This is a genomic window from Leptotrichia sp. oral taxon 847 (assembly GCF_001553645.1).
Classification (GTDB): domain Bacteria; phylum Fusobacteriota; class Fusobacteriia; order Fusobacteriales; family Leptotrichiaceae; genus Leptotrichia.
Genome location: NZ_CP014231.1, coordinates 1,754,944 through 1,771,464, shown reverse-complemented (window position 1 = coordinate 1,771,464; position 16,521 = coordinate 1,754,944). Strand labels below are relative to the sequence as shown.

At 30.0% G+C, this 16,521-nt stretch carries 14 protein-coding genes, 2 tRNA genes and 5 pseudogenes; 3 read left to right on the top strand and 18 right to left on the bottom strand.

The annotated features are described in order from the left end of the window. Nucleotides 1-30: 30 nt before the first annotated feature. The 10 genes and pseudogenes from AXF11_RS08250 to AXF11_RS08210 all read right to left on the bottom strand — a co-directional run bounded on the left by AXF11_RS08250 (nucleotide 31) and on the right by AXF11_RS08210 (nucleotide 8,199). A tRNA-Cys gene (locus AXF11_RS08250) sits at nucleotides 31-105 on the bottom strand. 15 nt (nucleotides 106-120) lie between these two features. After that, nucleotides 121-206 (bottom strand) — tRNA-Leu (locus tag AXF11_RS08245). A 113-nt stretch (nucleotides 207-319) separates the two neighbouring features. After that, nucleotides 320-1,308, bottom strand: a pseudogene (locus tag AXF11_RS08240) (chloride channel protein). 420 nt (nucleotides 1,309-1,728) lie between these two features. Continuing rightward, the gene (locus AXF11_RS10920) at nucleotides 1,729-1,977 is read right to left on the bottom strand and encodes an MliC family protein (RefSeq protein WP_231724682.1); all 249 of its coding nucleotides are present in this window, start codon (nucleotides 1,975-1,977) and stop codon (nucleotides 1,729-1,731) included. After that, complete coding sequence (locus AXF11_RS10915) at nucleotides 1,974-2,384, bottom strand: MliC family protein (protein ID WP_231724681.1); 411 nt, start codon at nucleotides 2,382-2,384, stop codon at nucleotides 1,974-1,976. Before AXF11_RS10915 ends, AXF11_RS10920 begins: the two co-directional genes overlap by 4 nt. Nucleotides 2,385-2,579: 195 nt before the next feature. After that, the gene (gene rlmD / locus AXF11_RS08230) at nucleotides 2,580-3,968 is read right to left on the bottom strand and encodes a 23S rRNA (uracil(1939)-C(5))-methyltransferase RlmD (protein ID WP_068156980.1); all 1,389 of its coding nucleotides are present in this window, start codon (nucleotides 3,966-3,968) and stop codon (nucleotides 2,580-2,582) included. 70 nt (nucleotides 3,969-4,038) lie between these two features. After that, nucleotides 4,039-5,307 (bottom strand): M20 metallopeptidase family protein, encoded by a 1,269-nt coding sequence (locus AXF11_RS08225; RefSeq protein WP_156440427.1) that lies wholly within the window; start codon nucleotides 5,305-5,307, stop codon nucleotides 4,039-4,041. A 174-nt stretch (nucleotides 5,308-5,481) separates the two neighbouring features. Beyond that, nucleotides 5,482-6,284 (bottom strand): annotated as a pseudogene (locus AXF11_RS08220) (metal ABC transporter permease). A 147-nt stretch (nucleotides 6,285-6,431) separates the two neighbouring features. Beyond that, the gene (locus AXF11_RS08215) at nucleotides 6,432-7,136 is read right to left on the bottom strand and encodes a metal ABC transporter ATP-binding protein (protein WP_068156978.1); all 705 of its coding nucleotides are present in this window, start codon (nucleotides 7,134-7,136) and stop codon (nucleotides 6,432-6,434) included. A gap of 145 nt (nucleotides 7,137-7,281) precedes the next feature. Further along, a complete protein-coding gene (locus AXF11_RS08210; RefSeq protein ID WP_068156975.1) occupies nucleotides 7,282-8,199 on the bottom strand; it encodes a metal ABC transporter substrate-binding protein in 918 nt (305 codons plus the stop codon). Nucleotides 8,200-8,452: 253 nt separating this feature from the next. On the opposite strand from AXF11_RS08210, the gene AXF11_RS08205 reads away from it, so the two are divergent. Together AXF11_RS08205 and AXF11_RS08200 are read left to right on the top strand one after the other, a co-directional pair. Beyond that, nucleotides 8,453-8,815, top strand: coding sequence for a hypothetical protein (locus tag AXF11_RS08205; RefSeq protein WP_068156970.1), 363 nt, complete (start codon nucleotides 8,453-8,455; stop codon nucleotides 8,813-8,815). A gap of 179 nt (nucleotides 8,816-8,994) precedes the next feature. After that, entirely contained in the window at nucleotides 8,995-9,357 is a 363-nt protein-coding gene (locus tag AXF11_RS08200; RefSeq protein ID WP_156440402.1) for a hypothetical protein, read from the top strand. Nucleotides 9,358-9,465: 108 nt separating this feature from the next. On the opposite strand, the gene AXF11_RS08195 is transcribed toward AXF11_RS08200, so the two are convergent. The 8 genes and pseudogenes from AXF11_RS08195 to AXF11_RS08160 all read right to left on the bottom strand — a co-directional run. After that, the gene (locus AXF11_RS08195; protein WP_068158334.1) at nucleotides 9,466-10,086 is read right to left on the bottom strand and encodes a thiamine phosphate synthase; all 621 of its coding nucleotides are present in this window, start codon (nucleotides 10,084-10,086) and stop codon (nucleotides 9,466-9,468) included. Between the two features lie 3 nt (nucleotides 10,087-10,089). After that, nucleotides 10,090-11,219, bottom strand: a pseudogene (gene thiH, locus AXF11_RS08190) (2-iminoacetate synthase ThiH). Then, complete coding sequence (locus AXF11_RS08185; protein ID WP_068156963.1) at nucleotides 11,219-11,992, bottom strand: thiazole synthase; 774 nt, start codon at nucleotides 11,990-11,992, stop codon at nucleotides 11,219-11,221. Before AXF11_RS08185 ends, thiH begins: the two are co-directional and overlap by 1 nt. Beyond that, entirely contained in the window at nucleotides 11,989-12,606 is a 618-nt protein-coding gene (gene thiF, locus AXF11_RS08180) for a sulfur carrier protein ThiS adenylyltransferase ThiF (protein ID WP_068156960.1), read from the bottom strand. Before thiF ends, AXF11_RS08185 begins: the two co-directional genes overlap by 4 nt. Before the next feature lie 3 nt (nucleotides 12,607-12,609). Next, entirely contained in the window at nucleotides 12,610-12,804 is a 195-nt protein-coding gene (gene thiS / locus AXF11_RS08175) for a sulfur carrier protein ThiS (protein ID WP_018499107.1), read from the bottom strand. Nucleotides 12,805-12,813: 9 nt separating this feature from the next. After that, nucleotides 12,814-14,115 (bottom strand): annotated as a pseudogene (thiC, locus tag AXF11_RS08170) (phosphomethylpyrimidine synthase ThiC). A 20-nt stretch (nucleotides 14,116-14,135) separates the two neighbouring features. Further along, a complete protein-coding gene (thiE, locus tag AXF11_RS08165; protein ID WP_068156957.1) occupies nucleotides 14,136-14,756 on the bottom strand; it encodes a thiamine phosphate synthase in 621 nt (206 codons plus the stop codon). 9 nt (nucleotides 14,757-14,765) lie between these two features. Next, nucleotides 14,766-14,990, bottom strand: a pseudogene (locus tag AXF11_RS08160) (bifunctional hydroxymethylpyrimidine kinase/phosphomethylpyrimidine kinase); the annotation flags it as partial. Between the two features lie 307 nt (nucleotides 14,991-15,297). Here AXF11_RS08160 and AXF11_RS08155 point away from each other — a divergent pair. Beyond that, nucleotides 15,298-16,470 (top strand): IS110 family transposase, encoded by a 1,173-nt coding sequence (locus tag AXF11_RS08155; protein ID WP_068156953.1) that lies wholly within the window; start codon nucleotides 15,298-15,300, stop codon nucleotides 16,468-16,470. Nucleotides 16,471-16,521 lie beyond the last annotated feature (51 nt).

Below are 16,521 nucleotides of genomic sequence, written 5' to 3'. Positions count from 1 at the left end.
TAACAGCAAATCATTCCTAAAAATCTATATTGGAGGCGACAACCAGATTCGAACTGGTGTAAACGGTTTTGCAGACCGCTGCCTAAGCCCCTCGACCATGTCGCCGAAACTTTTTTTGATTGGTGCCCGAGGCCGGAGTCGAACCGGCACGATATAAAATCGACGGATTTTGAGTCCGTTGCGTCTACCAATTTCACCACTCGGGCAAACCTCAATTACTCAAATAGTATAATATATTTTTCTATATTTGTCAACACAATTTACAATATTTTTTCAATTTTTAAAAATTATAATTTTAAATTCAACTGTCAAATATTTTTCAATTTTCTTTTTCAAAATAATTTTTTTGCAGTCCATAAGTCGATATTTTTCGGTTCACCGAATAAGCAAATACAACAATAATCACAAAATATGGCAAATTGTTAAATCCAAACACTTCACCGCCGATAAAAATCGGCGCTAATAGAGTATTCGTCGCACTTCCAAATACACTTATATATCCTGCAGCTGCCACAAATTCAATCGGTAGCCCAAAAAAAACAGCTATCACAGCTCCCAATGAAGCCCCAATCGAAAATAGTGGTGTCACTTCCCCCCTTGAAATCCTGCAGATAGTGTCAATGCCGTTAATATCAATTTCAGTATCCAGTCATACATATAGATTTGTTTTCCTGAAAAACTATTTTCAATCAAATTAGTTCCAAGCCCAGTATATCTACCATTATATAACATCAAAAATATTATACTCAAAAAGATTCCAATAATAAAAATTCGATAATAAGGATTTTTTATTTTCTCTGCCACATATTTTTTTAAAAAATTTTGCAAATAAACAAATAAATTTCCAACACTTCCAAAAATTATTCCCAAAATTACAAATTTTACAAATGTGAAAGGCGTTACACTTAAATTTGAATTTACAAAATGGCTAAATTTTTCAAGTCCAAGAAAAGCTGAAGTCCAACTCGCAACAAATGAAGCAACAATTGCTGGAAGTAAAGCATACAGCTGCAAATTTCCTAAAACTAGGACTTCTAACGAAAAAAACAATGCCGCTATCGGAGTTTGAAACAATCCTCCAAAACCTGCTGCCATTCCTATCACTAAAAAAATTTTAGATTTATTCGGAAAATTAAAGTATTTGTTAAATTTATGAGAAATTGTTGCTCCCAATTGTACCGCAACTCCTTCACGCCCAGCACTTCCACCAAATAAATGTGTAATCCAAGTTGCAATCGACACAATCGGAATAAGTCTCAAAGGAATCTTGTTTTCAGTCCCATGCCCAACTTCAAAAATTAGTCCCATGCCCTTACTCGTCTTTCCTGCAAATTTTTGATAAATAAAAACTATTAAAACTCCAGCCAAAGCCAAAAAAGGTACTAAACAATATAAATATTCTTTCCTAATATCTCCAATTAAAAGTAATCCTCTTCCAAAAATCATATCAATAACTCCAACAATAAGACCAATAATAATACCTACCGCCATCAATTTTAAATATAGAAAATATGAATGCTGATAGCTTTCTTTTATATTTTTTAACATATGACTTTCCTTTCTAAATTTATTAACATAAGGTCTAATGACTTTTAACATCAAATTCCATTAAATTTTATCATATTTTCTTTAACTATAATAGTTTTATTTTAATTTTGAAATAAAAAAAAAGCTGCTTAACATAACAGATAAAATCGTATAAACAGCTTTTTTTATTTTTATTTGTGATTATTCTTCAATTGAACCGTGTCCAGTACTTTTTAGAGTACAGCTTTTATCTTTTCCATTTTCTGTATAAATAGCTTCTTTTTCTTTTATTTGAATAGAAACATTTCCGTCGGAATATTTTTCTCCACTACCAGATACTGTAGAATCTAAGTTATATATAGTTCCATAACCATCAGCTAATTTTACTTTGTCTGTAGAAAGATTTTCAACTGTTACATCTTGATAATTGTCGCAGCTGAATTTTCTCAACAAATTACCACTTTTATTTTTTGATTTGAACTTCCATTATTTGAGTTTGTACTGCTTGTCAAATTACAACTTTCATCATTTCCTTTTGTTGTAAATACAGCGTCGTCTCCTTTTATTTGGATAGAAATTCCATTACCTTTGTATTCTTCTCCGCTGGCAGATCTTGTCAATCTTAAATTGTAAACTTTCCCACTATCATCTGTTAATTTAACTTTATTTGTGGAAAGATTTTCAACCGTCACATTTCCGCTGCTACAGCTAAATTTTCTTGTTAAATTTTTAGAAGTTGTCGCAGTTTTATTTGCTGCCTTTTTTCTTGAAGATCTTGACACAGCTGAATAACTGATAGAAGCTATAGCCACTACTCCAATTAAAGTTGTCAGAACTATTTTTTTTATTGATTTCATAGTACTTCCCTCACTTTTCATTAATTTAATTTTTTAAAATTCTTAATTTTTTGCCTCCAAATTTCAGTATGAGTATACTATTTTTTTGTTTGTTTTTTATATTGATTTTATTATATTTTTATTAGTTTTACAGTATAATAACCACATAGTTTTTAAATATCTTATTTTTTTATCTAAATATTTTTAACATTTAATTCACTTAACTCTCGTCAACAATCCAACACACTCAATATGCGCAGTCTGTGGAAACATATCCACCGCAATGATTTTTTCCAACTTATATCCATTTTCAATCAAAAATTTGCTATCTCTTGCAAAAGTCGCTGGATTACAAGAAATATAAACGATTTTTTCAATTTTATTTTTTACAACACTTCTAAGTGCCTTTTCGTCAATCCCACGTCTAGGCGGGTCAAAAATTATTCCACTGATTTTTTCTTTTTTCAAAATTTCAGGTAAAATTTTTTCAACTTTTCCATTTAGTAAACTTACATGTTTTAATCCATTTTCTTCAATAGTCATATTCCCTGCAACAACCGAACTTTCAACACTTTCAATACCGATAACTTTTTTAACGTTTTTAGAAAGTATCATCGCAATCGTCCCAGTCCCAGAAAACGCATCAATCACAGTTCCTTTTTTATTTTCTCCAAAATATTCAATCGCTTTGTCGTACAATTTTATCGCCTGTCTTTTATTAATTTGGAAAAATGAATCTGGATAAATCTTGAATTTTATTCCTCCAATTTCTTCTACCAAATAACTTTCTCCAAAAATATGTCTACACTCGTCACCTAAAATCACATTATTTTGCTCTTTTTTCAGTGAAATGTAAACAGATTTCACTTCTTTATTCTCTTCGTACAATTTTTCCAAAACTTTAACCAAATTCTTGTATTGAGAAGTTTTATTCACGACAACAACAACCATAACATCATTTTTTTCATTATTTCTTACCACTATATGCCTTAGAAATCCTGTATTGTTGACTTCATTATAAACTTTAAATTCATTTTTTGTCCTATTAAAACCATTTATCTCTTCCAAAAATTTATTTATTATTTTATCAGCAACTTCCGAACGCAACAGATTTTCCTTCGCTGTAAACACATTGTGAGATTTTCTCGAATAAAAGCCTGTCATAATTTTTCCATTTTTCTTATAAATTGGCTCCGCTGTTTTGTTCCGATAATTTTTTTTATGTTCACTTCCAATTATTTTTTCCAAAACAACCTCTTTAAGATTTATTTCGCCAATCTTTGTTAAAACTTCCTTTAACATCTCATTTTTGTACTCTAATTGCTTCTCATATTTTAACATTCCAAAATCACACCCATCAAAATCTTCAAAACTTATCTTTGACAAATCTGGAATTCTATCTTTTGAAGGCTCAATTATCCGTGTAATAAGTCCCCTGCCATAATTCTTTTTCAAAGAAATAATCTCAACTTCAAGCTTATCACAAGGCACACTCATTGGAACAAAAAACGTAAATCCATCAACCCTGCCAATCCCTTCGCCACCAAATACAATTTTTTCAATCTCAATTTCTACTTTCTGTCCAATTTCAAATTTTTTTCTCATTTTATAATTTTTTCTCCTAGTTTTATAAATCATCTTTGTAATTTGAAAACAACTCTTTTTACGTTCTCTGCTACTTTTTTAAGTATTCCAAAATATTTTTTAATTGTAGTCCAATCCCATATTTTATTGCTTCTTCATCCACGTTAAATTTTGGATGATGTAAATCGTAAATCATATCTCTTGCTTCATTTCTTGTCCCTAATCTGAAAAAACATCCTGGAATTTCATTCAAGAAATAACTTACATCTTCAACATCCATTCTCGCTTCTTTTATAGTCTCAAGCGCATCCTTTCCAAACAAATCAACGATATTTCCAGCAACAAAGTCTGTCATTTTCTCATCATTAATCACAGGTGCGTAACCAAGTCTTATGCTAACTTCCACCTTTCCACCAAGGCTTTTTACAAAAATCGGTAAATCTTTTTCAATTGTCTCTTTTATAAAAAGTCTAGTCTCATTAGAAAGTGTTCGAATTGTCCCCAACATTTCCACTTTATCACAGACAATATTATTCGTTTCTCCACCTTTAAACGACCCAATCGTGATAACTGCACCTTCTCTAGGATCAATTCTTCTGCTCACAATTGACTGAAAAAATTCCAACACTTTTGCTCCAATCAATATCGCATCAACACCTTTATGTGGTAATGCCGCATGAGCTGAAACTCCATGAATAGTAGCTTTTAATTGTGCCGAACAAGCATGAGCTTTCCCAACTTTCACACCAATTTTCCCAGTCGGAATCTCAGGTGCCATATGAAGTGCAAAAAACGCATCAATTTTTCTATTTTCACCTCTACTATCTTTTTCTTTATCTCCAAAATCACTATTTCCAAAAGCTCTTTTTTCAAATTTTAAAGCGCCATTTTTTATCATCCTGTCAGCACCACCATCAGTTTCCTCCGCAGGTTGAAAGAAAAATCTCACAGTCCCATTCCATTTATCTTTATTTTTTGCCAAAACTTTTGCAACTCCCAGTTGAATAGTTGTGTGAGTATCGTGCCCACAAGCGTGCATTTTCCCAAGATTCTTCGACTTATATTCCACATCATTTTCTTCAAAAATTGGCAGTGCATCAATATCTGCTCTCGTCGCAACAGTATGATTTTTACCATTTTTCTTATCATCATTATAAATTGTCGCAACCACGCCAGTATTTATAATTTCAAAAAATTCAATATTATTTTTTGATAAAAATTCCTTAATCAATTTACTCGTTTCAAATTCTTCGTCCCCCAATTCAGGATTCATATGTATAGTTCTTCTAATTTTTACCATTTCATCATAAATTTTATCAACATTTTCTTTTATAAATTTATTTAATTCTTGTGAGTTCACCGCTATCACTTCTTTCTTCTTGATTTCTTATATTATATTTGAAAACTTAAATAAAATCAATGTTTATTTAACAAATGAGTTTCTTTATTTTGGTTAAATTTTATCCACGAAAAAACTCTATCCAATAAAAAAGCTCTCAACTTACATAGATGAGAACTTAAAAAAAACTTTTATCTAATTATGCTCTTTAACAAAAGCAAAAATTTTAACAATTATCATAAACAATATTAAAGCCACGATTATTGCTGGACCTGATGGAATATTTAAAAAATAGGAAAAATATAGTCCAAACAATATTCCTAAAAACGAAAATATTACCGACAAATACAATATCGTATTATATTTTTTTGCAATAATTGCCGCTGTTGCTTGTGGTATTGTTAAAATTGAAATTATTAGAATAATTCCTATTGTTTTTATATTTATAATAATCGCTGATGAAATTAGTATAATCATAAAATAATTTACAAATTTTACTGGTACGCCATACAATCTATAAAAATTTTCATCAAAACTCGAATAAACAATCGCTTTATAAAAAATTATAAAAAATATAACCGTTATAACATCTAAAACTAGCAGAGAAATCATATTTGTGCTATTTGATAGCAAAATATTTCCAAAAAGATAAGTTGACATATCTGCCTGGTATCCTGGTGTCATAAAAGAAAATATTATTCCAATTGCCATTCCAAAAGACATCATTATTCCGATTCCTAAATCGCTGTCTACACCAAAAAAATCTTTTAACACCAATATCAAAACTCCTGATAATATTGAAAATATCAATCCAAAGATCAAAGGGTCATCTGTCGGTAATTTAAAAAAATAAATTGAGTACACGCCAATTCCAATTCCTCCATACGAAGCGTGGCTAATACTTGACGATATAAACACCATTTTTTATTTACAATATAAGTTCCTATTATCCCACAGCAGATGCTTGATAAAATACCCACAATAAGAGCATTTCTCATAAAAGCGTAGTTAAAAATTTCTAAAAATCCCATTTTTCTCCTGTTCTTTGTGTTTTTTGTAAAAATTTAAATTTACCAATTTAATTTTACGTATATTGATTTTTTAACTTTATAATTAATTTTTTCGTATTTTTCGTTCTTAAAATTTCAAATTTTATGATTATGAATGTGTCCATAAGCAAAATCACTTTTAAAAAAGTCATTTTTATCTTCAAAAATACGAATTTCTTCTTCTACAATAAAAATCGAATCTACATAACGGCACAATTTATCCAACTCATGTGAAATTACAACAATTGTTGAGTCTGATAATTGCTCTATTTTTTCGTACAATTCAAATTCGAAATTTTTATCCAAAAACGATTCTGGCTCATCCAAAAACAAAATTTCTGGTGAAGAAATCAAAGCTCTGGCAATTAAAGCTCTTTGCAATTGCCCTCCAGAAATTTCACTTATCAATTTATTTTTCAATTTTTCAATCCCAAATTCAATGAGCAAATTATTTACTCGCGTTTTGTCATCTTTGCTAAATTTTTTAAACAAATTCGATTTTTTTGTGAGTCCAGAAATCACCAAATCAAAAATATTAATTGGAAATGTGGTATCAAACTCTCTAATCTGAGGCAAATATCCAATTTTATGTTTGTCAATAAAATATTCAATTTTACCTGACTTTTTTTTTAAAAATCCAAGCATTAATTTTACTAAAGTGGACTTCCCACCGCCATTTCTTCCGATTATTGCAATATTTTTACCCTTATAAATATCTAATGAAATATTATTCAAAACCAGATCTTTTCCATAACTAAAATTCAAATTCTTCACAGAGATTAATTTCTTGTCATTTCTCATTTTCTCCCCTAACTAAAATAATTTATTTCTATATTTTTTAGAAAACCATTGAAATTTTTATTTTTTTAACAATTTACCTCATTAGAATTTACAAAATCAGATGCCTTTGTTTTAACAATGAAGGTAAAATTTTATTTAAACTTAATTATTGTAAACTGTTCACAAATTTTCTCAAATTTTCAAAAACATTTTCTTCATCTGTATTAAATGTTGAAATTTTTGCATTTGGAATTTCTTTTGAAATAATATCAATACTCTGTTTTGGAAATTGAGGCTGTACTAAAATAGTTGAAATTCCATGTGCTTTTGCCTCACTTATTATCTCTTGAATTTGCTTAGCTGATGGTTCTTTTCCTTCATTTTCAATTGCTATTTCTTTTATTCCGTAATCCTTTAAAAAATATTCCAATGCTGGATGATAAATCATAAAATATTTTTTAGTCTTTTTAGACATCTTTTCGGAAATTTCCTTTTTAAAACTTTCCAACTCTTTCAAAAAATTATTATAATTTTGTTCAAATTTATCTTTTTTATTCGGATAGGTTTCAATCAATTTATTTTTTACATTTTCCGCAACTTTTGGCATCATTTCTAGTGAAAACCAAACATGTGGATCAAACTTCCCATTATGTTCATGCTCGTCGTGATGATGTCCACCGTGTTCGTCGTGATCGTGATCTTCTAAAAACAAATGTGGATCAATTCCATTTAAAACATTCAAAACTTTATTTTTATCATTAATTGTACTCGTAATTTTTTCCTCAAAATTTAAAGCATCATATGTAAAAAATAATTTAGATTTTTCAAGTTTTATCAAGTCATCTGTTTTTGGCTCAAACAATTCGTGATTCATATTCGGCTGAATTACAGAAATCACATTATACTCATTCCCTGCTATTCTTTGAACTATCCATTTTAATGGCGGAACACTCGCAACTAAAGTTTCTTTATTTTGATTTTTCGAAAAATTAGCATTTTTTAAATCATTTTTCCCACTTTCATTTTTATTTCCACATGAAACGATAATCAATCCCACTGCTAAAGCAATAAAAAACTTCTTCATTTTCTTCTCCTTTCAAAACTTTGTTCTATAAGTAAAATTTTACTACAAAACTTTTATAAAGTCAAATATTTTTATTAAAAAGTTGACTAACTAATTTCAATATGATAAAATACTAGTAACTTTTTTCACTATGTAATACAAAATTCTCAAAAGACTCAAAATATACAAAAACTATAAACAAAGTATTGATGTGAATAAAATAAAAATATAAATTTAGTGAAGGAGATGTATGAAAAAATTTTTTTAATTAATTTTGTTAAGTTTAGTAATTTCACAATTCGGAGCAGCAAATCAGGATTCGTTAAAAAAAATTAGTTTTCAAAGCGAATGGAGAAATCGCTACACAGATAGAACTGGAGATGCATCAAATAATTTAGGAAACAAAGGATTTAAAGGATCAAATAGAAACAGAAGCCGTTTTAGAAATTCAACTTCAGGGACCATGAAATTATCCGATGAATTTGATATGGATGGAAATTTTAGAATTTTAAGAAATCAAGATGTAATTTACGGAAAACCTAGTACAAGAACTTCGGAAGGCGATTATTATTTAACTGGAAGCAAATTGGCAAGAGAAAAAGGGGAAGGTTGGGGAATAAATCTTAACTTATACTAAACCCCATTTGAATAACGAATACATTATAAATCTTTTTAGTAGGTTAAATCTAATATTTATTTTCAAATAATTAGAATAAATATTCGCTTTTTAAACGGAGAATAGTATTAAACAACTCAAATGACATTTTAAAAGGAAAATATGGAACTTTAAGTTACAGCATTAATTTGCTGAATAAATTGAGAGATATAAGAGGAAAAATAGCTGCAACAGGTAAGGAAGCCAAATCGAGTGTCTATTTAGACTATGTGACAAATTTAGTATATACAACTCCTTCATTTGCAGGATTTACAGCATTTGTCTCACCTGGAAACGAATATGAAAAACATACGGCAAAAACAGGATATGACAATACATTTACTATTTGGACAGGTGCCGGATATAAAAAATCATTTGAAATAAGCATCGGAACAATTACTCTTAATCCATCTGTAAAATACAGCGCACTTGAAAGATATACATCCAAAACTAAAAGTGCAAAAAAAACAACTGAAAGAAATGAGCTAAGAACTGGAATAACAGTAAGCTTGACAGCAAAATAAATGTGTAAAAATATGTAAACCTCCAAATATTATACAGTTATTTTACCATATATTATCTAGAGGTTTACACAAAAATTTTTACACACCCAGAAAGACTATGTTCATAGTTTAATATTTCATTAGACTTGACATCATGCATAGTCCAAAAGCTCCACTATTTATAACAGACTGGGAATTTCTTTCATCTATTCCGCCTATTGCAAATATAGGAATGTTTAATACAGATGATAGATTCTCAACAAATTTTAGTCCCCTTGGCTCTAAGCCTTTTTTACAATCTGTTTTAAATATATGTCCTGCAACCACATAGTTTGCTCCCAAACTTTCTGCTTCTCTAGCTTCTTCAAGACTATGTATAGATACTCCTATTTTTTTATATTTTTTTATAAGTCCTGTTTTAATATTTTCTTCTAAAGACTTAAAAACATTATAACTTAAATGAATACCTTCAATATTATATTTTTCATCTAAGTTTAAATCATAATTTTGATGTAAGATTAAATTTATCTTATATTTTTGACAAATGGGATAAATTTTTTTCACTAAGTTTAGATATTTATTTTTATCTAAATCTTTTTCTCTTAAAGTAAGTGCAGTGATCTCAAAATTTTTTAGAATCATTTTTTTCTCATAATCAGAAAAAATTTTTTCAACTTGCTTTTTAAGATTGCCGTTAGCACATAATTTTCTGTTACTAATAATATTTAATTTTATTTTATCCATAACAATCAATTAATCCTTTAAATAAATATAGTCGTTCATCACGGGTTGTAAATTTTCACTTTTTATCTTTTCAAATATTTGGGCTACTGTTCTTCTATCTGCTATTTCAAACTGCTCGTCACCTTTTTTATTTGAACATTCACTATGAGCACCTATTCCTGTATCCACTCCTGCCGAAATTTTTGTTGCGGCTATTTTTATTATATTATCCCTAAAATTAGACTTTTCTCTTGTAGATATTGTTATATTTGCAAAAGGTAAAAATAGTCTATATGCACATACAATTTGGAACAGGTCTTTTTCACTGATAAATTTTTGTTCTATTTTTAGATTATTGATAATAGGTCTTAATCTTGGACAAGAAATAGAAATTTCTGCATGAGGATATTTTTTTTGTAAGAGATAAGCATGATAACCTGTTGAAAAAGCATCTTTTCTAAAATCATCCAGCCCTAGCAATGCTCCAAAAGCAACACCTCTCATCCCCCCATTAAAGCCCTTTCCTGTGAATTAAATCTATATGAAAAAACTTTTTTATGTCCTTCTAAATGTAATTTTTGGTATTTTTCTTCGTTGTATGTTTCTTGAAAGATTGTTACATAGTCTGCTCCACAAGAATTTAGGTACTTATAGTCTTTCACATTTACAGGATATATTTCGATTCCTACATTATTAAAATATTTTCTTGCTAATTTACAAGCCTTTCCAATATATTCAATATTGGAATATTTTTCACTTTCTCCTGTAAGTATAAGTATTTCTTCCAAACCTGTTTTTGCTATTTCCTTTAATTCAGCTTCTATCTGTTCAAAATTTAATCTAGCCCTTTTTATCTTATTATGCGAGTTAAAACCGCAGTAAACACAATAATTATCGCAATAGTTTGAGATATATAGGGGTGTAAACATATAGACAGAATTTCCAAAATATCTTTTTCTGCATTCTTTTGCTTTTTGTGCCATTTCTTCAAGATAATTTATAGCTTTTGGAGATAGCAGTGCTTGAAAATCTCTTGTGGATAAATAATCTTTATTTAAGGCTTTTTTTATCTCTTCATCTGAAAAAAAATTGTAGTCATAATCATTTATTTTATTTATTACTTTATTCAAAATTTCTGAGTTAATGTTTTCTAGTTTCATTAGTCCACCTCATTTAAAAATCCTGTAAGCGGTGAAGAGGCACAGCCTCCGTTTTCCAAAACTCTTCCTACTTTTGCAAGATAAGCATCTCTTCCAGCTTGTATTGCATACTTAAAGGCTTTTGCCATTCTTGGAATATCATTTGCAGTTGCTATTGCAGTATTTGCCATAATTGCGGTTACTCCCATTTCCATTGCTTCACAAGCTTGAGAAGGTTTCCCTATCCCTGCATCAACTATTATTGGTAAATCTATCTCATCTATTAAAATCTGTATAAATTCCTTTGTTATCAGGCCTCTATTAGAGCCTATTGGTGCTGCAAGAGGCATTATACAACTTGCTCCTGCATCTCTTAAAGCTCTTGCAACATTCAAATCAGGATACATATAAGGCATTACAATAAAGCCTTCTTTTGCTAATATTTCAGTTGCCTTTATAGTTTCATAGTTATCTGGCAAAAGATATTTGCTATCTTTTATAACTTCAATTTTTATAAAATTTCCCTGAGTGCATTCCCTTGCAAGTCTTGCTATCTTCACTGCTTCTTCGGAATTTCTTGCACCAGAAGTATTAGGGAGTAAAGTTATATTCTTAGGAATATAGTCTAAAATATTTTCTTGAACTCCACTGATAGCTCTTCTCATTGCAACAGTCACTATCTCTGCTCCTGCATAATTAATAGCATTGTTTATTAATTCATTTGAATACTTACCTGACCCAAGGATAAATCTTGAATTAAATTCTTTATTTCCAAGTTTAAAACTATCTTTCATTTTTCTTCTCCTAATATTAATCTTAAAGCCATATTGGCTTGGTGTGCAGCACAGATCATAACTCTAGTTGACATAATGCCCGAATATTCTTCATAATCTGAATAATTATCCCCAATCAAATAAAAATTATCTCTAACTCTTCTTGTAATGATTTCATTTGATGAGCCTAAACCAGCCATTCCAGATGCGGATACAACTATTTTATTTTTATTTGTCAGTAATTTTTCTATTGCCATAGCTTTTGTTTCAGCTCTATCAAAGGCTTCTACAATAATTTTTATATCTTTAACTATAGAAGATATATTTTCTTTATCCACTTTTGTATCTAGAATATCAACTTTTACAAAAGGATTAATTTCCTTTATAATATTTTTTATAGCTTTAGTTTTTTTCATTCCTATATGAGATACTCTATATTGCTGTCTGTTCAAATTACTTGCTTCAACAACATCAAAATCTACTAATTTTAAATATCCTATCCCTGCTCTTGCAAGTAAAGCCGCCACATTTGAACCCAATCCTCCCAAGCCTAAAATACAGATTTTTGTCTTTTTTAATTTTTCAAATGTACCTTTCACATTTCTTTTAAGCAAATCTTCTTCTTTTAAATCCATATATTAACCTCCACCAACAAAACATACGATTTCTATCTTATCTGTATTTTTTATATTAATTTTTTCAAAATCTTCCTTTTTTATTATATTTCCGTTGAAATCAACAACAATTCTATCTGTTCTATATTTATTTTTTGTTAAATAATCTAGCAAGTTAATATTGTTAATTTCTTCATATTTTCCGTTAATTTTTGCCATTTTACACTCCTATTTTAAAATATTTACATCTTCACCTGACATTATTTTTTTCATAGTTCTCATAGAACACATTTTTCCGCACATAGTACAAGTATCTTCATTTTAAGGAGTAGACTCTTTTCTATATCTTCTGGCTTTTTCTTCATCTATTGATTCTGCAAACATTCCTTCCCAATCTATATCTGCTCTATATTTTGCCATTCTGTTATCCCAGTCAATAGCCTTTGGAACTTTTTTACTAATATCGGCGGCATGGGCTGCAATACGAGATGCTATTATTCCTTCTTTCATATCATCTAAGTTTGGCAATCTTAAATGCTCTGCTGGTGTTACATAACATAGAAAATCAACTCCAGCTGCAGCTGCTATTGCCCCACCAATTGCTGAAGTGATATGATCATAGCCTGGTGCAATATCTGTTACTAATGGTCCTAGGACATAAAAAGGTGCATTGTGGCAAAGCTTCTTTTCTAACTTCACATTTGCTTCTATTTCATCTATTGCCATATGTCCTGGTCCTTCGATTATTATTTGAACATTTCTTTTCCAAGCTCTTTTTGCCAATTCTCCCAATGTTATTAATTCTTTTATCTGACAGGCATCTGTTGCATCATTTAAGCAGCCTGATCTTAGTGCATCTCCTAAACTTATTGTCATATCATATTCTTCACAAATATCTAAAAGTTTATCAAAGTTTTCATAAAAAGGATTTTCAGCATTGTGAAGTTCCATCCAGGCATACATAAGCGAACCTCCTCTTGAAACGATATTAGTTATTCTTTCATTCCTTTTGAAAAGTTCTACTGCTTCTCTATTTAACCCTGCATGAATGGTAACAAAGTCCACTCCATCTTCTGCATGTTTTCTTACCACATCTAAAAATTCTTCTGCCTTTATATCCTTTAATTCCTTATCATAAAAGCCAATTGCATCGTAAACAGGAACTGTTCCAATCATTGCAGTAGACATAGCGATTAATTTTTTTCTAAATTTTTCTGTTTTACCAAACGAGCTTAAATCCATTATTGCATCTGCTTTCATATCTATGGCAACTTTTGCTTTTTCCAATTCTCTATTTATATTAGGACAATCCTTTGATATTCCTAAATTTACATTTATTTTTGTAGATAAACCTGTTCCAACTCCTTTTGCTAAAAGAGAGCTATGATTTTTATTTGCAGGAATAGCAATTTCACCTTTTGCCACTCTTTCCATCAAAATTTTTTCATCCATAGATTCGCTTTCTGCAATAATTTTTATCTCCTTTGTTAAAATACCTTTTTTAGCAGCTTCCATCTGTGTTTTATACATAATAATATCATCTCCTTGTATTAAATAAAATTTTTTAACATAATATTTACTGTTTTTTCACAATCTTTTTCTGATAATATCCCTGAAACTGCACATATTCCCTGCAGTCCAATATTTTTTAACATACATACATTATTAATATTTATTCCTCCTATTGCAAAAACTGGTATTTTTACACTATTTACTATCTTTTTTAAATCTTCCATTTCTAATTTTTTTGCATTGCCTTTTGTATTTGTTCCAAAAATAGCTCCGCTTCCAATGTAATCTGCTCCTGATAATTCTGCTTTTTTAGCTTCTTTTGCATTTCTTGCTGTTGCTCCAATTAAAAATTTATTTTTTAAAATCTTTTTTGCCTTTTCTATTGGCATATCAGTTTGTCCTAAATGAACTCCATCTGCCTCAACAGCCTGTGCTATGTCCAATCTGTCATTTATAATGAATAATGCTCCATAATTTTTGCAGATTTTTTTTACTTTTAATGCCCTTTCATAAAAGTCTTTTGTAGAGCTGTTTTTTTCTCTTAACTGAACTATTTTTACTCCACCTTTGATACTTTCTTCTATACATTTATAAAAATCTTTTCCAAGACAGGCTTTTTCATCGGTTACTAAATAAATTTTACAATCTTTTAAGTCCATATATTCCCCTTAATAAAGTTTTTCTATATCAATATTTTTATATATTTCACCCATTTGATTTACCGTCCCACCTATTTCTCCAAAATCTACTGAATTTCTTATTGAACATAAAACAAAATTCTTAGCTTTCTTAACTGAGTCCAGCATAGAATAGCCCTTAGCTAAATTAGAAGCAATAGCTGAAGATAAACTGCAACCAGTCCCATGAGTATTGTTATTAAAAATTTTTTCTTGTATGATAAATATATAAATAATTATATAAAATACCACACACTCCTTTCTTTATATTTCTTATTTTTTTCTTTTCTGTTCCTATTGCTTTTCTCTTCCCTTATTTTGTATAATTATTTTAGGGAAACTGCGGACTTTTTATTTTTCTTAAGGAGCTCTCGCTACTTTTCAAAGGAGATTATTGCCGCTGTTTTATCTTTAACCCTTATAGTTGGATAAGTTTTTAAATTTTTATGTTTAGCAAGAATGCGCCTGATAAAACTTTGCGGTTCCTACAGTTCCCCTATTTCTTCTTAAAGGATGTGATCTTATGTTTTTTTTAGGCATTGATATCGCCAAGCTCAACCACGTTGCTTCCCTTGTTTCTGACAATGGAAATATCGTTTTTTCTAATTTTATGTTCAAAAACAGTCTTGAGGGCTTTCTTTCCTTAATTGATAAAATAAAGTCCATCCCTAAAGACGACATTGTTATTGCTCTTGAATTTACTGGACACTATTCTGACAATTTTGTTAATTTCTTCTTTAACAGAAAGTTTAATGTCACTCTGGTCAATCCTTCAAATGTCGCCAATTTTAGAAAATCTTATGGCAGGGATTCTAAAAACGACAGAATTGATTCCATCAATATCGCTAAAATGCTGCTTTCCCGTGAATACTCTCTCGTTACACAGAGCGATATTGAATATCTTTCATTGAAAAAACTCAACAGAATCAGAGATTCCCTTGTCAAACAGAAAAGTAAATGCAAAATTCTGCTGACCAGAAATCTCGATTCCATATTCCCTGAGCTTCAGTACCTGCTGCCTTCAGGCATCCACTCTAAAGCTGTCTATGCCCTTTTGAAGAAATATCCTTCTTCAGAAGAAATAGCCGCCTTAGGAATTGATGTTTTAACAAATATTTTAAAAACTAATTCCAGGGGGCATTTCTGTGAAAAGACTGCCTATATTATCAAAAGTCAGGCTAGATCTTCTGTCGGTTTTGAGGACATTTCCTTAAGTTTTCATATTTCACAGCTGATTTCCTCTATTGAGCTGCTGGAAGAGCAGATAAGGAATACTGAAAAGCAGATCAATGCCATCATTGAAAAGCTTAAACCTGTTATTCTGTCTATTCCCGGCATAAGCAATGTTGCCTGTGCCTGCATTCTGGGAGAAATCGGAAATATATCAAGATTCCGTTCCCCTTCAAAGCTATTAGCATTTGCAGGCTTAGATCCTAAAGTCAGACAGTCAGGGCAGTTCAGAGCCTTATCATGCCGAATGTCAAAACGTGGCTCAAAATATTTACGATATTCCCTAATCTACACTGCCTGGAATGCTGTCCGAAACAATGAAGTTTTCAGTAATTACTATGCTCTTAAACGTTCACAGGGGAAAAATCATTACAAGGCACTGGGTCATGTTGCCCATAAGCTTGTAAGAGTTATTTACAAACTTATGAAAGATAATATTTCATTTGACGCTGAGCAACTTATTTAAAAAAAACTATACAAAATATTTAAGAAAATCTATTTTCAATAGGTTAATTTA